Annotated in this window: 16 protein-coding genes and 1 pseudogene; 12 read left to right on the top strand and 5 right to left on the bottom strand. The window is 56.1% G+C overall.

Features of this window, described 5'->3' with window-relative positions; translation table 11 throughout:
* Positions 1-223 precede the first annotated feature (223 nt).
* The 5 genes from M0974_RS03375 (at position 224) to M0974_RS03355 (ending at position 4,899) form a co-directional block, all read left to right on the top strand.
* Positions 224-883: a TetR/AcrR family transcriptional regulator gene (locus M0974_RS03375; RefSeq protein ID WP_297832791.1), complete on the top strand. Its 660-nt coding sequence runs from the start codon at positions 224-226 to the stop codon at positions 881-883.
* Between the two features lie 32 nt (positions 884-915).
* Positions 916-1,755: a pyrroline-5-carboxylate reductase dimerization domain-containing protein gene (locus M0974_RS03370; protein WP_297832788.1), complete on the top strand. Its 840-nt coding sequence runs from the start codon at positions 916-918 to the stop codon at positions 1,753-1,755.
* 41 nt (positions 1,756-1,796) lie between these two features.
* Positions 1,797-2,798 carry an ABC transporter substrate-binding protein gene (locus M0974_RS03365; protein WP_297832785.1) on the top strand — a complete coding sequence of 334 codons (1,002 nt, stop codon included), beginning with the start codon at positions 1,797-1,799 and terminating at the stop codon, positions 2,796-2,798.
* A gap of 126 nt (positions 2,799-2,924) precedes the next feature.
* Positions 2,925-3,815, top strand: a complete 891-nt coding sequence (locus M0974_RS03360) for a proline/glycine betaine ABC transporter permease (protein WP_297832782.1) — start codon at positions 2,925-2,927, stop codon at positions 3,813-3,815.
* Complete coding sequence (locus M0974_RS03355; protein WP_297832779.1) at positions 3,805-4,899, top strand: glycine betaine/L-proline ABC transporter ATP-binding protein; 1,095 nt, start codon at positions 3,805-3,807, stop codon at positions 4,897-4,899. Before M0974_RS03360 ends, M0974_RS03355 begins: the two co-directional genes overlap by 11 nt.
* 103 nt (positions 4,900-5,002) lie before the next feature.
* Here M0974_RS03355 and M0974_RS03350 read toward each other — a convergent pair whose 3' ends face one another.
* The gene (locus M0974_RS03350; RefSeq protein WP_297832776.1) at positions 5,003-6,403 is read right to left on the bottom strand and encodes a PLP-dependent aminotransferase family protein; all 1,401 of its coding nucleotides are present in this window, start codon (positions 6,401-6,403) and stop codon (positions 5,003-5,005) included.
* A 173-nt stretch (positions 6,404-6,576) separates the two neighbouring features.
* On the opposite strand from M0974_RS03350, the gene M0974_RS03345 reads away from it, so the two are divergent.
* From M0974_RS03345 to M0974_RS03335, 3 genes are all read left to right on the top strand, one after another.
* The gene (locus M0974_RS03345) at positions 6,577-7,350 is read left to right on the top strand and encodes a class II aldolase/adducin family protein (RefSeq protein ID WP_297832773.1); all 774 of its coding nucleotides are present in this window, start codon (positions 6,577-6,579) and stop codon (positions 7,348-7,350) included.
* Positions 7,351-7,425: 75 nt separating this feature from the next.
* Positions 7,426-8,460: an ABC transporter substrate-binding protein gene (locus M0974_RS03340; RefSeq protein ID WP_297832770.1), complete on the top strand. Its 1,035-nt coding sequence runs from the start codon at positions 7,426-7,428 to the stop codon at positions 8,458-8,460.
* 133 nt (positions 8,461-8,593) lie between these two features.
* Positions 8,594-9,394 (top strand): DeoR/GlpR family DNA-binding transcription regulator, encoded by an 801-nt coding sequence (locus tag M0974_RS03335; RefSeq protein ID WP_297832767.1) that lies wholly within the window; start codon positions 8,594-8,596, stop codon positions 9,392-9,394.
* Positions 9,395-9,420: 26 nt separating this feature from the next.
* Here the strand turns inward: M0974_RS03335 and M0974_RS03330 are convergent, their stop codons facing one another.
* A complete protein-coding gene (locus tag M0974_RS03330; protein ID WP_297832764.1) occupies positions 9,421-10,044 on the bottom strand; it encodes a histidine phosphatase family protein in 624 nt (207 codons plus the stop codon).
* A 192-nt stretch (positions 10,045-10,236) separates the two neighbouring features.
* Between M0974_RS03330 and M0974_RS03325 the strand changes: the two genes are divergently transcribed.
* Entirely contained in the window at positions 10,237-11,577 is a 1,341-nt protein-coding gene (locus M0974_RS03325) for an MFS transporter (protein ID WP_297832760.1), read from the top strand.
* A gap of 37 nt (positions 11,578-11,614) precedes the next feature.
* On the top strand, positions 11,615-12,574 hold the full coding sequence (locus tag M0974_RS03320; protein WP_297832757.1) for a 3-hydroxyacyl-CoA dehydrogenase family protein: 960 nt from the start codon (positions 11,615-11,617) through the stop codon (positions 12,572-12,574).
* A 140-nt stretch (positions 12,575-12,714) separates the two neighbouring features.
* Here M0974_RS03320 and M0974_RS03315 read toward each other — a convergent pair whose 3' ends face one another.
* Both M0974_RS03315 and M0974_RS03310 read right to left on the bottom strand, forming a co-directional pair.
* Complete coding sequence (locus M0974_RS03315) at positions 12,715-13,167, bottom strand: hypothetical protein (protein ID WP_297832754.1); 453 nt, start codon at positions 13,165-13,167, stop codon at positions 12,715-12,717.
* A 116-nt stretch (positions 13,168-13,283) separates the two neighbouring features.
* Positions 13,284-14,114 carry an SDR family oxidoreductase gene (locus tag M0974_RS03310; RefSeq protein ID WP_297832751.1) on the bottom strand — a complete coding sequence of 277 codons (831 nt, stop codon included), beginning with the start codon at positions 14,112-14,114 and terminating at the stop codon, positions 13,284-13,286.
* 94 nt (positions 14,115-14,208) lie between these two features.
* On the opposite strand from M0974_RS03310, the gene M0974_RS03305 reads away from it, so the two are divergent.
* Positions 14,209-15,102 (top strand): LysR family transcriptional regulator, encoded by an 894-nt coding sequence (locus M0974_RS03305; protein ID WP_297832748.1) that lies wholly within the window; start codon positions 14,209-14,211, stop codon positions 15,100-15,102.
* Positions 15,103-15,154: 52 nt separating this feature from the next.
* Here the strand turns inward: M0974_RS03305 and M0974_RS03300 are convergent, their stop codons facing one another.
* Positions 15,155-15,880 (bottom strand): WecB/TagA/CpsF family glycosyltransferase, encoded by a 726-nt coding sequence (locus tag M0974_RS03300; RefSeq protein ID WP_297832745.1) that lies wholly within the window; start codon positions 15,878-15,880, stop codon positions 15,155-15,157.
* A 15-nt stretch (positions 15,881-15,895) separates the two neighbouring features.
* Here M0974_RS03300 and M0974_RS03295 point away from each other — a divergent pair.
* A pseudogene (locus M0974_RS03295) lies at positions 15,896-16,226 on the top strand (glycoside hydrolase family 5 protein); the annotation flags it as partial.

Genomic DNA, 16,226 nt, shown 5'->3' with positions numbered 1-16,226 from the left:
GGCCGGTTCGTGGGCGGTGGTCATGATGCGATTTCTGAGCGTCAGGTGCTTCAACTGATAGGGCTGGAGGAGCGGATCGTTCAACATCGTCAAGACTCTCCGGAAGAGGGCATCGGACCAAGGTTGAAATTACGTTAGGGTGAAATGTACACCTGTGTCAATACACTAGACATAGGTGTACATTTTTCTTGCGTGATCTCGGATCAGAGACTAGGATCGAGCCATGAACGAACAAACCAAAGCAGTAGAAACTGGCTGGAGAGGGTCACTGGACGGGTGGCTCGACGCGGCGTATGAAAGCCTGACCGAGTGCGGTGTCGACACAGTGCGAGTGATGCCGCTGGCCAAAAAACTAGGGCTGTCGAGAACCAGTTTCTATTGGTTTTTCAAGGACCGCGAAGAGCTGCTGGCAGCATTGATCGAGCGTTGGCGGGTAAAGAACACCGGAAATCTGGTCACTCAGACCGAGTGCTATGCTGAGAGCATTGCCGAGGCAATGCTTAACGTTTTCGACTGCTGGCTGAGCCCGGAACTGTTCGATTCACAGTTCGAATTTGCCATGCGTAGCTGGGCTTTGCAGTCCGCCGAAGTGGCCGAACATATCCGGGTGGCCGACATTGCCAGGCGCGAAGCACTGATCCGGATGTTCGTGCGTTTCGACTATGCATTCGACGCTGCCGATGTTCGAGCTCGAACCATTTACCTGACACAGATTGGCTACATCAGCACCAACACCCGAGAGGACGTCGGGGAGCGAATGCGGCGGATTCCCGAGTACGTGAAAATATTTACCGGCCATGAGCCCCTGGCGCGTGAATTGAAACGCTTCTACTCCCGCCATGGATATGTAATGGATGAGGTTTCATCGGTTACCCCTGACTGACCACGACTTCTGACTGACGAAGGCAGGCTCAAATGTTCGAAGAACCCACGATAGGCATTATCGGTGGATCGGGATGGCTTGGCCGCTCGATAGCCCTGGCGATGCTAGATAAGGTTTTTATCCAGCCCGATGCGTTGGTACTTTCGAACCGCTCCGCAAGCAATCCATTATCGAGTCCCAAGTGGTCACAGGTGACGGTGACGCGCGACAACCAGGAACTGGTGGAACGTTGTGATGTGGTCATCGTGTCCGTACGCCCCGAGCAATTTGCTGACGTACAGATTTTCGCTGAAAACAAGCTGGTGATTTCCTTGATGGCCGGCGTCCCCCTTGAAGATCTGGTGCAGAGTACCGGCTGCCGGCAGGTGATTCGCGCCATGGCCAATGCCGCAGCAGAAATCGGCAAGTCCTATACGCCCTGGCTGGCCACGCAGGAGGTCACCGATGAGCAGAAAGCCTTCGCCCAGCGGCTATTCGAAACCTTCGGTAGCGCTGATGAAGTATTCACCGAAAGCGATTTGAACTATTTGACGGCGCTGGTGGGAACAGGACCTGCGTACCCGGCTTTACTGGCTCATAGCATGCTCGAACATGCCTTGAACAGTGGCTTGCCTCCAGACATTGCCCACCGCGCAGTAAATGCAGTGGTGGTGGATGCCAGCCAACTGATAGGGAATGGGCACTCCGTCGACGAACTCTTGCAAGCGCTCATCAGCTACCGCGGCGTCACGGCTGCGGGCCTCGAAGCCATGATTGCCAACGGCTTCGATAAAATAATAAAAGCAGGTCTGGATTCAGCGACCTCAGTCGCCAGTTCCATGAGTTCAATTGCCCATTCTGCTGACACGAAAGAAGGTCCAATGACGCGGTAGTTGGTCCTTCTTAACTCTGGCCGCAATCGAGGTTAGCGTTTATGAATATAAAGTCTTTCTCGAAGACGGGACTTGCACTAGGAATCGTCGCCTTTAGTGGTTGGGTATCAGCGTCTGAGTGTGGTGATGTGACGATCGCCAACATGAACTGGCACTCGGCTGAAGTGATGGCCAACGTTGACAAGCTGATTCTCAATGCAGGCTACGGTTGTAATGCCGATCTGGTGGCGGGGGATACGGTGCCAACCATCACCTCCATGGTCGAAAAGGGGCGGCCCGATATTGCCCCGGAAGGTTGGATCGACCTGGTTCCGGAGGTCGCCAAGACGGGTATTCAAAGCGGCAATCTGGTTGAGGCAGCGAGCTCATTGTCCGACGGTGGCTCTCAAGGCTGGTGGATTCCGAAATACATCGCCGACGCCCATCCGGACCTCAAGAGTTTCGACGATGTGAAGAAGCATCCCGAACTCTTCCCGGCCCCTGACGACGCGAAAAAGGGCGCGATCTACAACGGCCCGCAAGGTTGGGGCGGCACCGTGGTAACCGCCCAGTTCTACAAGGCCTATGGGTTCGAGAAGGCCGGGTTTGTGCTGGTGGACACCGGTTCGGCAGCGGCGCTGGACGGGTCCATTGCCAAAGCCTACGAGCGCAAGGCGCCTTGGCTGGGGTTTTATTGGGCACCTACCGCCTTGTTGGGCAAGTACCCAATGGTGAAACTGGAAAATGGCCATGCGGTCGACCCGGTGGAGTGGAAGCGTTGCAATACGGTCGCCGACTGTCCTGATCCAAAACCCAATGGCTGGCCGATTGATCGGGTGTATACCTTGACTACCAAGTCCTTCGCCGCCCGCGCTCCGACCGTCATGGCGTACCTGAACAAGCGCGCCTGGTCCAACGCGACGGTGAACAAACTGATTGCCTGGATGACCGATAACCAGGCCACCGGTGAGGAAGGGGCCAAGTACTTCCTGAAAAACAACGAAGCACTCTGGAGTCAGTGGGTCACTCCTGAAGCGTCTGGCAAGATCAAGGCTGCGCTTTAATTCCGCGGGTCGATGCAGTTCGTTGTGCCATGCTGCATTGACCCTTGCGCACCGATAAAAATAAAAACACCCATGTATTGAAATGACCTGCCAGGTTCTTACGGTCTTCTACGAAAGGGGAATGTCATGGAGTGGTTACTGAGCTTTCCACATATGGAGGATGAAAGACTCCGGGCCTTGAAAAAGGTAATCGACGGTGCCTTTCGCAATTTCACCAGCACTTACGGCGATAGCTTCGAAGCTTTTTTCAAGCCGTTGCAAGTTTTCCTCAATCAGTCCGAGAGGTTCATGACCACGACGCCATGGCCGATCATCATTTTGCTGGTCGCCTTGATTGCCTGGTTCGCCAGTCGCAACTGGAAAATTGTCCTGGGTTGCATATTCACGCTGATGGCGATCGGGTATCTGGACATGTGGACCGACACCATGAAAACCCTGTCGATGATCTTCGTTTGCACCGTGATATCCATTGTTATCGGCTTGCCGACCGGCATTGCCATGGCCCGCTCCAATCGTCTGCAGAACTTGGTCAGCCCTATACTGGACGTGATGCAGACCCTACCGAGTTTTGTCTACCTGATTCCGGTGGTGATGTTGCTGGGAATCGGTAAGGTTGCGGGACTGATTGCCGTAGTGGTCTACGCTTTGCCGCCGATGATTCGCCTGACCAATCTCGGTATCCGCCACGTCGATGCCGAGATGTTGGAGTGCGCCGACGCTTTTGGCTCGTCCAGTTGGCAGAAACTGAAAAATGTCCAGTTACCCCTGGCATTGCCATCGATCATGGCCGGCATCAACCAGACCATCATGATGGCACTGGCCATGGTGGTAATCGCCTCGATGATTGGGGTTGAAGGGCTGGGGCAACCGGTGCTCAAAGCTATTTCCAATCAGTACTTCACCCTCGGTATGTTCAACGGCCTGGCCATTGTCGGCATTGCGGTGATCTTCGACCGGGTCAGCCAAGCCTACGGCAGAAGATTGCAAAAGCATCTGGAGATGGTCCATGGCCACTAATCTGACCAACGATTTCGGCATCGAAATCAGGCATCTCTACAAGATCTTCGGTTACCAGGCGCACGCCAGTATCGAACGGGTCAAACAGGGCATGAGCAAGGCCGAGCTGCTGAGCAATCACAGTCATGTACTGGGCTTGAAGGACATCAACATCAGCATGCCATCCGGGGGCATTCAGGTGATCATGGGGCTTTCCGGATCGGGCAAGTCGACCTTGATCCGCCATATCAACCGATTGATTGACCCCACGGCTGGCGAAGTCATCGTGGGCGGCGTGGATGTGCTGAAGATGAGCCCGAACGATCTGCGGGAATTTCGCCGACATAAAATTTCCATGGTGTTTCAGAAGTTCGCGCTGCTGCCAAACCGGACCGTGCTCGACAATGCGGTGTATGGGCTGGAAATCCAGGGATTGCCCCGTGGTCGGCAAGTAGAGATCGCCATGGGTTGGTTGGATCGGGTTGGGCTCAAAGGTTATGAAAATCACTATCCCAATCAGCTCTCCGGTGGCATGCAACAGCGCGTCGGCCTGGCCCGGGCATTGGCCAGTGATGCGCCGATCCTGTTGATGGATGAAGCCTTCTCGGCCCTTGATCCGCTGATCCGCATGGACATGCAATCGGTACTCCTGGGCCTGCAGAAAGAGATCAAAAAGACCATCGTCTTCATTACCCATGATCTTGATGAAGCGCTGCGAATTGGGGATCGCATCGCAATCCTGCGTGACGGTGAAGTAGTGCAACAAGGCACCCGCGAGGAGATCGTCATGAGTCCTGCGGACGATTACATTGCTAACTTCGTCAAGGAAGTGAATCGGGGGCGGGTGATCAGCGTCGAGGCAATCATGCGGCCGTTTGCACGGGTGAAGGCCGGTGCAACGCTGGCAGTACCCATGGGGACGTCACTTGAGTCGGCGGTTAAACGATTGGTTGAAGCGGGGCTCGATGAATTGGTGGTCACTAACAGTCAGGGTCAGCCCGTGGGGCAGTTAGCTCTAAAGTCGATTATTGCGACGATGGTCACCTCGACTGTGAGCGAGGAGTCGCAGGTGGTTCAGTTGAGAGCCACGCCGAAAGCGACATGACTCGCCGAAGTAAATCATCTTTCGTTTTTTGCGCTTAGAAAGCAAAACGCCCGATGCAATGCACCGGGCGTTTTGGCTTTATTGGTTCGGTAGGTCCGACGGGTCAGATTTTGCCTAGAAAGCGATAGATTCGGTCATCCATCGAATGGGCCACGTTGAAGCGGATCCAAGGCACCACTCGCGCATCAGGCATGAACAACTGTCCAGGGGCAAGGAGGATTTTTTCATCCTTAGCTTGCATGGCCAGCTCCGTGGAGTCTTCGATCTGCGGATGCCGCGCCCACAGGAACAGACCTGCACAGGGCTCGACAAATAGCTCCATACCTACACCCCGCAAGCGCCGGGCGACAACCTCATGAGCCTCCGCCAAACGGCTTTGCAGCTGTTTGACGTGTTTACGATGGCGGCCTTGCAGCAACACTTCGAGGGTCAGCTCTTCAGTGATTTCCGAGGTTGTCAGGCCACTCACCAGCTTCAGCGGCAGCAATTCGTCGATCAGCTCTTGGCGAGCCGCGATAAAACCCACTCGTAATGCCGGAGCGATGGTTTTGGAAAAGCTAGCGACGTAAATCACCCGCGACAGTTGGTCCATCCCGGCCAGGGCCTGCTGGCCGCTCGGGTCCAGGTCGGCATAGATATCGTTTTCAACAATCAGAAAATCATACTTGTCCGCCAGTTGCAGCAAGCGATGGGCCACCGCCAGTGACAGACTAGTGCCGGTCGGGCATTGCAGGCGGGTGTTAGTAAAAAACACCTTGGGCCGGTGCAGCACGATCAATTGCTCAAGCTGTATCAGGTCGATGCCGTCACGGGTGCGCGGCACGCCCAGGAGCTTGGCGCCTTGCAGGTGCAAGTTGAGAAAAAGGTTGTGATAACCCGGCTCGTCGACCAGCACACTATCGCCACGTTGCACCAGGTAGCGCACCACTAAGTCCAGTGCATGGCTGGCGCCGCTGGTCAGGATGATTTGTTCTGGATGAGCTGCAATCCGGCTGTTCGCCAGCTTCTCGGCCAGTTTGGCGCGCAACTTCGCGCTGCCTTTGGCAATGCCGTAACCGGAGAAGCTGCTGGGCGCGCTGCGAGCCAGAACTCGCAGGCTACGTTGCAGGCCGTCGTCGTCCGCCCACTGCTCAGGCAACAATCCGACGCCAGGACGCACTTCCATCCCCATTGGCTGGAAGACTCGTTGTAATAGCAGGTGAGCGTCGAAATCGAACTCACTGTCTTGCGCGGCAGCCTCGAATGGCGCCTCGCGGCTGATGTTATCTGCCAGTTCCCGCACATAAAAACCAGCATTGGGCACGGCTTTCAACAAGCTTAGTGCGACTAGCCGATCATAGGCCTCGACCACAGTGAAATGGCTGACCTTGTGAGATTGCGAGAGCTTGCGGATCGAGGGTAATTTGCTACCGGGGCGCAGCTGCTGTTGTTTGATCGCCAGGCTGATGCCAGCAACGATTTGGCTAACCAGCGGCGCCTGCGAACCGGGATCCAGGAACATCATAAAAACGTCCGTTCTAGCAAAGTATGAACACGTAGGTGTGCTGGTAAAAAGACCATAACAGTGATGCCGTTCAACGGCATGTTCTGTGTATGGTCTCCAGCAGGGTGCTGCGGCAAGATCAGGTCATAGCCGATCGATTTATCGGCAGAACATACCACGAACCAGGATCTGCCATGCACGATACACCCCAGCAAATCGACCGTAGCCAGATCTCCTCCGAAGAGTGGAGCACCCGGTGTGACTTGGCGGCACTCTATCGATTGCTCGCGCACTTTCGGATGACCGATCTGATCGACACGCACATTTCCGCTAGGGTCCCTGGAGGCGAGGGGCACTTTCTGATCAATTGCTACGGGGTACTGTTTCACGAAATGCGCGCCTCGGATCTGATCAAGATCGACCATGAGGGCAATGTCGTCGACCCGTGGCGCGGCCCCGACAGTGTTAATCGTGCCGGCTTCAATATTCACTCGGCGATCCATGCGGCGCGCCCGGATATCGATTGCGTGGTGCACACCCATACCTCGGCAGGTATTGCCGTATCCGCGCAAGAGCATGGGTTATTACCGATCAGCCAGCATGCCCTGAAGTTCTACCGGCGCCTTGGATACCATGATTATGAAGGTATCTCTTTGAACCCTAATGAGCGCGCTCGGCTGGTTGCCGACCTGGGACCGCACATGGCGATGATCCTGCGCAATCACGGGCTGCTGGCTGCTGGCTGCAGCATCGCCGAAGCCTTCAATCAGATCTATTTTCTTGAGCGCGCATGCCAGGCTCAAGTACAGGCATTGGCTGGCGGACAAGCATTGCGCTTCCCGTCACAGGCGGTATGCGAATTGACCGCACAACAGTCCGATGAAGAGATCGACCAACAACTGCATCAACTTGCCTGGAACTCGGCACTTCGCCTCATCGCCGGTGATCCAGTGGACTACCGGAGCTGACGGGCGACAGCCGATCACAGCGAAGAGATTATCCAGCGTCGACATCTGCCAAAACCAACAATCCTAGGGGTAGACATGAAAAGCAAAGCCATTGGAACCTTGTTGCTCGCCGTCATGGCGTCGAGTGCCATGGCCAACGAAATAACCGTGATTTCGTTCGGCGGCGTGAGCAAGGATGTGCAGTCGGAGGCCTTCTACAAACCGTTTGAAAAAGCCAGTGGCAACAAACTGGTAGCCGGCGAGTACAACGGCGAAATGGGCCGCATTAAGGTCATGGTCGATACCAACAGCGTCAATTGGGACGTGGTGCAGGTCGAAGCGCCGGAACTGATTCGCGGCTGCGAAGAAGGGATGTTTGAGCATCTGGATGCGGCGCAGCTGGGCAAGAAGGAAAATTTCGTTCCCGGCACATTCTCGGAATGCGGTGCTGGCTTGCTGGTCTGGTCGATGGCAATGGCTTACAACAGCGAAAAACTGAGTGTTGCACCGACCGGCTGGAAGGACTTCTGGGATACTCAGAAGTTTCCCGGAAAACGCAGCCTGCGCAAAGGCGCCAAGTACACTCTGGAAATTGCCTTGATGGCCGATGGCGTGGATTATGCCGACGTCTACAAAGTACTGGGCACCAAAGAAGGTGTGGATCGCGCATTTAATAAACTGGATCAGATCAAGTCCAGCCTTCAATGGTGGGAAGCTGGCGCGCAGCCAATGCAGTTCCTCGCCAGTGGCGATGTGGTCATGAGCACCGCGTTTAATGGCCGAGTGTTCTCGGCCCAAGAGTCAGGAGCCCCGGTACGAATCGTCTGGAAAGGCAGTATCTATGCCATCGACTCCTGGGCAATCCCCAAAGGCAGTAAGAACAAGGCAATCGCAGAACAGTTCATCGATTTTTCCTTACGCCCGGAAAACCAGAGAATCCACACCGAAAAGCTCGGTTATGGTTCGACCAACCTGCACACCGCATCACTGCTTGATCCAGCCCTGGCGGCACGCCTGAACACTGCCCCCGTCAACCTGGCGCAAGCAATGCCAATGAACAGTGAGTTCTGGGTCGATCATGGTGAAGAGCTTGAACAGCGCTTCAATGCATGGGTTGCTAAAACCAACTGACTCACCGACGGCGGCCGCTCAAGGGCGGCTGCCAACAGCCTCAACCCGACAATTCAAATAACCGCGTCAGCTAGGTTCCATGCATGGCATTATTATTTTCCGACTCTCATACAAATCCTTTCAAAGAGTTCCGATGACTGAGAATAAAGTGCCTTCCCTCGACGATCAGCCGCAGGCACCTGCACAACGGCGAGAAATGATCGTCCGTCGACTGCGACGCCAGCAGACGTTGAGCGTGATTGAACTCACCAAAATCTTCAATTGCTCCCACATGACAGTACGGCGAGATATTGCCATCTTGGAGCAGGAAGGGCTGGTATTTTCAGTGCCCGGGGGCGTGCGACTGGCCAGCCAGTTGTACAGCGAACCCAGCCATCAGAACCGAGTGATTGTCGAGCCGGATCAGAAGCAGCGAATGGCGGTCAGCGCGGCCAGCCTGATCAAACCGGGCATGAGTCTCTATCTGGACGCCGGTACCACCACCTTGTGTCTGGTGCCGCACATCATCAATCAGACCGGCATCACGGTTATCACAAACGATTTCAGTATTCTCATGGCGCTGGCCGGAGCCAAGCAGGTTAAGGTGATTCATACCGGGGGCGTGCTGGATCACGACAATATCGCCGCCGTTGGCACCCTGGCGGCCGATACCATGCGCAATCTGGCGACGGACATCGCGTTCATTTCCAGTAGTTCCTGGGACCTGCAACGAGGAATAACGACGCCCTCGGAAAGCAAAATCGAAGTCAAAAAAGCCGCGATGAATTCCGCGTCGCAAGCGGTATTGATGGCGACCAGCTCGAAATACGGCACCTTCGGCATGTATCGGATCGCCGGTCTCGAGCGTTTTGATACCATCATTTCTGACAGTGCGCTCACCGCCGATGCCGCCGCAGGCATTCGCAAATCAGGCGTGGAACTGATCCTCGCCTGATGCTGGCCTGAAGGATCACAGGACGCTCAGTCTCTGCTGTCCAGGGCCGTTGTGGCGCGCATCCAGGCAAATTCGTCTGAGCGAATCATCAGCACGCGGTCCTGAGGAATCTCCAGTGCCGGCACCTGCTGCGGATCGACGTTTGCCAGCAGCGCTAAGCAACTGCGCAGTACGCCGGCGTGGGCCACCAGCACTGTGTCGCGCTTCAGCGAATCCAACAGTGCGCCCACTCGCTCGAATACCATGGGGTAATTCTCGCCACCGGGGGGAATAAAATTCAACGGGTCCGCCTGGCGGGCTTCGAAACGCTGTGGATCGCGTTCAGCGATATCCTTCCAGCCCAGCCCCTCCCATTCGCCGAAGTCGATTTCCATCAGCCGGTCATCCGTGCGGAAGTCCTGTGCCGCCAACTCCAATCGTTGCCTAACGATTTCCATGGTTTCCCGTGTTCTGCCCAACGGGCTGGCGATAAAGTCTACGTCGGTCGATGGCGGTAGCAACCACTTGAGGCATAACCCGGACACCGCCGCTTGCGATCTGCCGTGCGCATTGAGGGGAATGTCCCGTCGGCCTTGTAGCAGGCGTTTGGCGTTCCAGTCGGTTTCACCGTGGCGGATCAGATACAGCGTACGGGGATAGGTAGATTCCATCTGATTCGGGGTCCAGAAACGAGTAGAGGTGACGAATTCTATCGTAGTCAGCTTGACAATGTTAAAAAATAACAAATAATGATAAAAAATAACATGTCTGTATGCTGCAGCTCGAAACAAAGCGGAAGCCTTGGCCTGCATGGGATGCGCTATCTGTTTTGCCTTTCCAATAAAAATAAAGGAGGCGGCTTCATGTCCACACTCGACGGCACACTCGCCGGTAGTCCCACCGTTTCAGGCACAGATGCGCAAACCCAGCCCACCGCTCATCAATTGCGGCAGCGACGTAAAGCGTCGATCGGCAGCTTGATCGGTACCACGATCGAGTGGTACGAGTACTACATCTACGGGGCCACCGCCGCACTGGTCTTTCCGATGTTATTTTTTCCCACGCACGACAAACTCGTCTCGTTGATGCTGTCATTCGCATCCTTCGCCATTGCCTTCGCCATTCGCCCCATCGGCGCAGCGGTGTTTGGCCACTACGGTGATCGTGTAGGGCGCAAGACGACGTTAATCGTGACACTCGTCATGACGGGGCTCGCTACCTTCCTCATCGGTTTCCTGCCGACGTACGAAAGTATTGGTCTATGGGCCCCGGCGATTCTCATCTTCCTGCGTCTGGTGCAAGGCTTTGGCGTCGGCGGTGAATGGGGCGGTGCGGCCTTGATGTCACTGGAGTGGGGTGATCAGAAGAAACGCGGGGCGGCAGGCACATGGCCGCAACTGGGTACATCTATCGGTTTGATTCTCTCCACTTCGGCGGTGATGGGGTCGAGCTACTTCACCGGCGATCAGTTCCTGATATGGGGCTGGCGTATTCCGTTTCTGCTGTCAGGGATTTTGGTGGTGGTCGGGTTGCTGGTGCGACTGACCATTGAGGAAACGCCGTCCTTTGCCGCGAAGAAGAAAAGTCAGCAGATCGAAAAAAGTCCGCTGAAATACGTGGCCAAACACTACTGGCGCGAGATCGTCAAAGTCGCATTCCTGCGCATGTCGGAGCAAATGCCGTTCTACATCTTCACCGCGTTCATCCTCGATTACGCCACGCGCACTGGGGGTGTCTCGCGAACCTTTGTGCTGCTGGGAACCCTGGCCGCAGCGGTGCTTGATCTGATTCTGCTGCCCATTTTCTCCAACCTGGCGGACAAGGTCGGTCGCCGCAACATGTATTACTTCGGCTGCCTGGTGCTGATCCTGATGGCGTTCCCGTATTTCTGGGTACTGAACTCCGGCAATGAAACCTGGATTTTCATCGCCATCACGCTTTCGCTGGTGCCCCACGCCATTCAATACGGTGCCCAGGCCTCGTTGATTTCCGAGCAGTTCCCGGTGCACGTGCGCTACACCGGCGCCGGTGTCGGCTACCAGATGTCTTCGCTGGTCGCGGGCGGTCCTGCGCCGTTAATTGCAGCGTTCCTGCTGGCGAGTTTCGGCACCGGTTACGCAGTGGCGGCCTATCTGGCTCTTGGCGGCGTGATCGCGGCACTGGCCCTTTCAAGCCTCAAGGATCGCAGCGATCAGCATCTGTGATCGACCCACTTCTCAATCTGTACACAGGAGTCGCAACATGACGATCAAGAAAATAGCGGTCATCGGTTCAGGCTACATGGGTGGCGGTATCGCTCAGGTTCTAGTGCTTGGTGGCGCGCAGGTGGTGCTCGGGGATGTAGATGCCAGCGTAGCCAACCAGAGCCGCGAGCGTTTGCTCAAACAGGCACAGGCCTTTGCCGATGCCGGATTGTTTCCCTCCGATGCCTATGCTCGACTGGAGGCGGGGCTGACCGCCGCGGCATCGATCGAGGAGGCAGTGGAAGGTGTCGACTACGTCACCGAGGCGGTGCCCGAGTCGATGGACATCAAGCGTGACGTGCTGGGCCGGATTTCAAAAGCCTGTGCTCCTGACACCATTATAGGTAGCAATACCTCGGCGATCCCCATCGGCGAACTGGCGAAGTTCGTCAGTCACCCGGAGCGCTTTCTCGGCGTGCACTGGATGAACCCGGAGCCGTTCATTCCCAGTGTCGAACTGATCGCCAGCGAACACACCCTAGCGGCGTATGTGGACACCCTCGAAGCACTGATGCGGTCGGTGGGCAAGGTTCCGGCGCGGGTTGCTGACACGCCAGGTTTTGTCGCCAACCGTTTGCAATTCGCGCTGTACAAGGAAGCGGTGCTGGTGGTTGAAGAAGGCCTCGCGACCCCCGAACAGGTCGATCTCGTGGTGAGTAACGCATTCGGGTTCCGCTTGGCGCTGTTCGGTCCTTTCGCCATCGGCGACATGGCTGGCCTGGATGTGTATGCGTCGTCCTACAAGACCTTGGCTGCCGCTTACGGCGACCGCTTCGCAGCGCCGGATTCGCTGACCAAACTGGTGGACAGCGGTAACTTCGGTCTTAAGGCCGGCCATGGTTATCTGGAGATTGACCCTGCAAAGCGCGTCGAGCTCTTGGCGTACCGCGACAAGGCCTACGCTGCGTTGAGCAAGTTGCGCGCAGAGCTGGGTTCAGCGCCAGGTTTGGAGAGCTGAGGCTTTGATGACGAGGCCTCTCCATGCGTGTTAGGCGCCGCGGCTTCCGATAGAGCTATCCAGCTAATATGAACTAGGCTGTAGCTGGGCATCAGGAGCGGTTGGCCAGTTGCAAGCCTCCGGGGCGAGTCGAACATCGGCTATTTCACTGGGCCTTCTTGTCTGATATCTCCGCAAAAAATATCGACGTTGCCACTATCCGGTGTACTTCGCACGACGATGGAGTATTCACCGGAAAGCAGCACCGACATTGCGACAGGTGCGCTTCTTGAGAAAGTCCAGCCACGTATGGGTTGGCGTTCGGTGTTGACATGATCATTCATTGCATAGGCGACTGGCCCGGGTTGCTGGCAGCTGCTTTTATTGATGAAGGTGTAAAGGCGCAATGGCAAAGACGCTCCACTTGGAACACCGCTGATGAAGAAACTGAATCCGGTTTGTTTGTCCCAGTTGGTTAACGTTACATTGCCGATCTGACCGGTGTTCTGCCGGGTGGCAACTAAAGGAACGCTCACTCCGTGGTCTGATGAAGTGGTGCAGCCCAAGAGGCTTGCGGTGACCATTAGAGCTGCAAGTGAGTTTCTGAGCTCCATTGCCAACCTCCTATATTGAATAACTACACTGGGAGTTTAGCGGGTAGCTCATTAATCGCCGCTTGGCGTTGCCCGTGCGCCGGACCGTTAAGGAGTTTAAAACCTCATTCATTCATTCATTCATCCAGCTCAGTCGAATAAGCAATCTCCTTCTGCGCATCCAACACCGCAGTCCTTTCCACAAGCGCAACCCGAACCCGCTCGTAAGATCCGCGGCCCAATGTCAGGCGTCGCGGGGCAGGGTGGACTTCGGTCGAATTAATCATCGCTTGTGCCATTTTCACCGGGTCGCCGGTCAAGCGGAAGGCGCCGCTGGCAATCGCCCGACGCAGTTCGCCCACCGGGGTGTCCTCGTAGACTGCCAGGTGCGGCGGGCTGACCAACGCGGCGCCGAAATTGGTCTGGGTTGGACCGGGCTCGATCAACGTGAATTCAATGTTGAACGGCGCCACCTCTTGGGCGACGGACTCGACAAAACCTTCGATGGCCCATTTGGTCGCGTGATAGAGGCTGAAGTTGGGATAGGCAATTTGACCCCCTTCAGACGACACCTGGAGGATCCTGCCGCCGCCTTGGGCACGCAGATAAGGAATGGCCGCTCGAATGACCTGTATCGAACCGATCAGGTTGGTGCTGATCTGGTCTTGGATTTGCTGGTCGGTGACTTCTTCCGCCGCGCCGAACAACGCATAGCCTGCGTTGCTGACAACAACATCTATGGTCCCAAGTTCATCGAACGCACGGCTAATGACCTGCCTCACCTGTTCGGTATCGGTCACGTCCAGGGGTGCGATCCACAGTTGATCACCGTAGTGCGCTTTTAGGTCGTCAAGGGCATCGGTCTTGCGCAAAGTTGCAGCGACGCGGTCGCCTTTTGCCAATAAAAGCTGGGTGAGTTCACGTCCTATGCCTGAAGAAGTGCCCGTAATAAGCCAAGTGGTCGTCATGTGCTGTGACCTCAAATAGAAGAACAGTCAGATTACGTCCGCATGACTGCTGTTACTATCCGTTCAATCCAGTCTGTACTAGTGAAAGTTACCCATGAATAGTTCAAAGCCAAGCCTTACCGAGTTGAGTGCTTTCGCCGCCATCGTTTCACATCGCAGCTTTCGTAAAGCGGCCGACGAACTGGGTCTTTCGGCATCGACGCTCAGCCATATGATGCGCACGCTGGAAGCAAACATCGGCGTGCGTCTGCTCAACCGAACCACCCGCAGCGTGTCGGCCACCCAAGCGGGGGAGCGCCTTGTGAGCCGCTTGCAGCCGTTGCTCAGAGATTTCGATCAGGCCCTGGAAGAGGTCAACCAGTTTCGCGATCGCCCCAGCGGAACGCTGCGCATTAATGCCAGTGAGCCTGCCGCGCGGCTGCTGATGGAGTCGACGGTGCCTCGCTTTCTCTCGCTGTACCCGGATATAGCGCTGGACCTTGTCACCGAGGGCCGGTTGGTGGACATCGTGGCTGACGGCTTCGACGCTGGGGTCAGGCTTGGTGAGTCCGTACCGCAAGACATGATTGCAGTGCGCATCGGCGGCGACACCCGGTTCCTAGTGGTGGCGTCGCCCGGTTATTTGCTCAACCGCGCCGCGCCCACCGCGCCGGATGATCTCAACGCACATGTCTGCATCCGCATCCGCCTGCCCAGCGGCAAACCCTATCGCTGGCAGTTTGAGAAACATGGGCAACAATCGGTCATCGACGTCCCCGGCAACCTGACCCTGGATAACCTGGAAATCATGGCCGACGCCGCCGTCCGTGGCATGGGCATCGCCTATCTGCCCGAGCACACCGTGCGTAATCACCTGAAAGACGGTCGATTAGTGAGGGTGCTCGATGACTGGTGCCCTTGGATACCGGGATTATTCCTCTACTATCCGGGCCATCGTCATGTGCCTGTTGGGCTTAAGGCGTTTATTGCCATGTTGACCGGCGAGTAGACTAACGGTGTGGGTGCAAAAAACCAGCCGTACTACACTCAGCCTTCACCGCCTAACGATGGTTGCGGAACTGCCGCGCAATAATCGGCAGTATCCGGTAGGCATCGACGGCGTAACGACGGGTCAGGCGCTTGGGTTCGGTGTACAGCCGATGCAACCACTCCAGCGACAGGCGTTGCATCCATGGCGGTGCCCGTTTGATCTTGCCAGACAAGAACGCCAGTGACGCCCCCACGCACAACCCCACCCCGGTAGCACCACCCCGTATCAGCACTTCGGCGGCGAGTATTTCTTGGCGAGGTGAGCCCACTGAAAATACCGTCATGCGTGCCTCGTGTTTACGTATGAAGTCCACGCACCGGTTAACCTCCAAAGGATCATCAATAAACCCCATAGGCGGGTTGTAGTGATAAAACGTGATCGACGGGTATTTAATTTTCAGCGCTGCGATGACATCGTTTTCACAGCCCAGAACGGTCACCGGCCAATGCCTTTCCTGAGCGATCTGCATCATTGATTGGGTCAGTGTGCTCCCGGGTATTGGCTCGGCGACGTTGGCCTTGAAACGCCGCAACAGTGGGAACAACACACGGCTATCGCAAATTCGATGTCGAGCGCGCTGATACGCATAGCGGAATCGCTCGTCGTGGTCTAGCAGCACGATGTGATTAACGTTCGCGGTGACCATGTAGCTGAAGGGGGCACTGCTTAAAATGATTAACTCACCGATAAGGTCTTGCTGCTGTCCCTGATAAAACTCTATTCCAAACACGTTCATAGAATGGGCTCCCTCATGAAAAGTCGCGCGCACCGCAAAGCCAAGGTTTGGCTGCGCAATTCAGTGCTGATCGGTGTATGGCTAACGTTGATTTATGGGGCTGCACGGGCCGACGCCGCGTCACTGCCCATGGTGCTGATCAACGTCTCAGGGGCCGAGTTTTCGGAAGGGGTGTGGCCCGGAGAAAACGGCACACACTACTTTTTTCCCCGTGAAGGTTTCTTCGCCCTATGGAAAGCCAAGGGCATTCGGACCGTGCGTTTCCCGATCAAATGGGAGCGCCTGCAGCCGAAGCTGGGCGGCGAGCTGGACGGCACTTACGCCGGCTTGATCGACCGCATGCTGG

The sequence above is a fragment of the Pseudomonas sp. genome (genome assembly GCF_026224925.1).
In the GTDB taxonomy this organism is placed as follows: domain Bacteria; phylum Pseudomonadota; class Gammaproteobacteria; order Pseudomonadales; family Pseudomonadaceae; genus Aquipseudomonas.
Note: the sequence above shows the minus strand (reverse complement) of the source record. Positions and strands in the feature narration are given on the sequence as shown.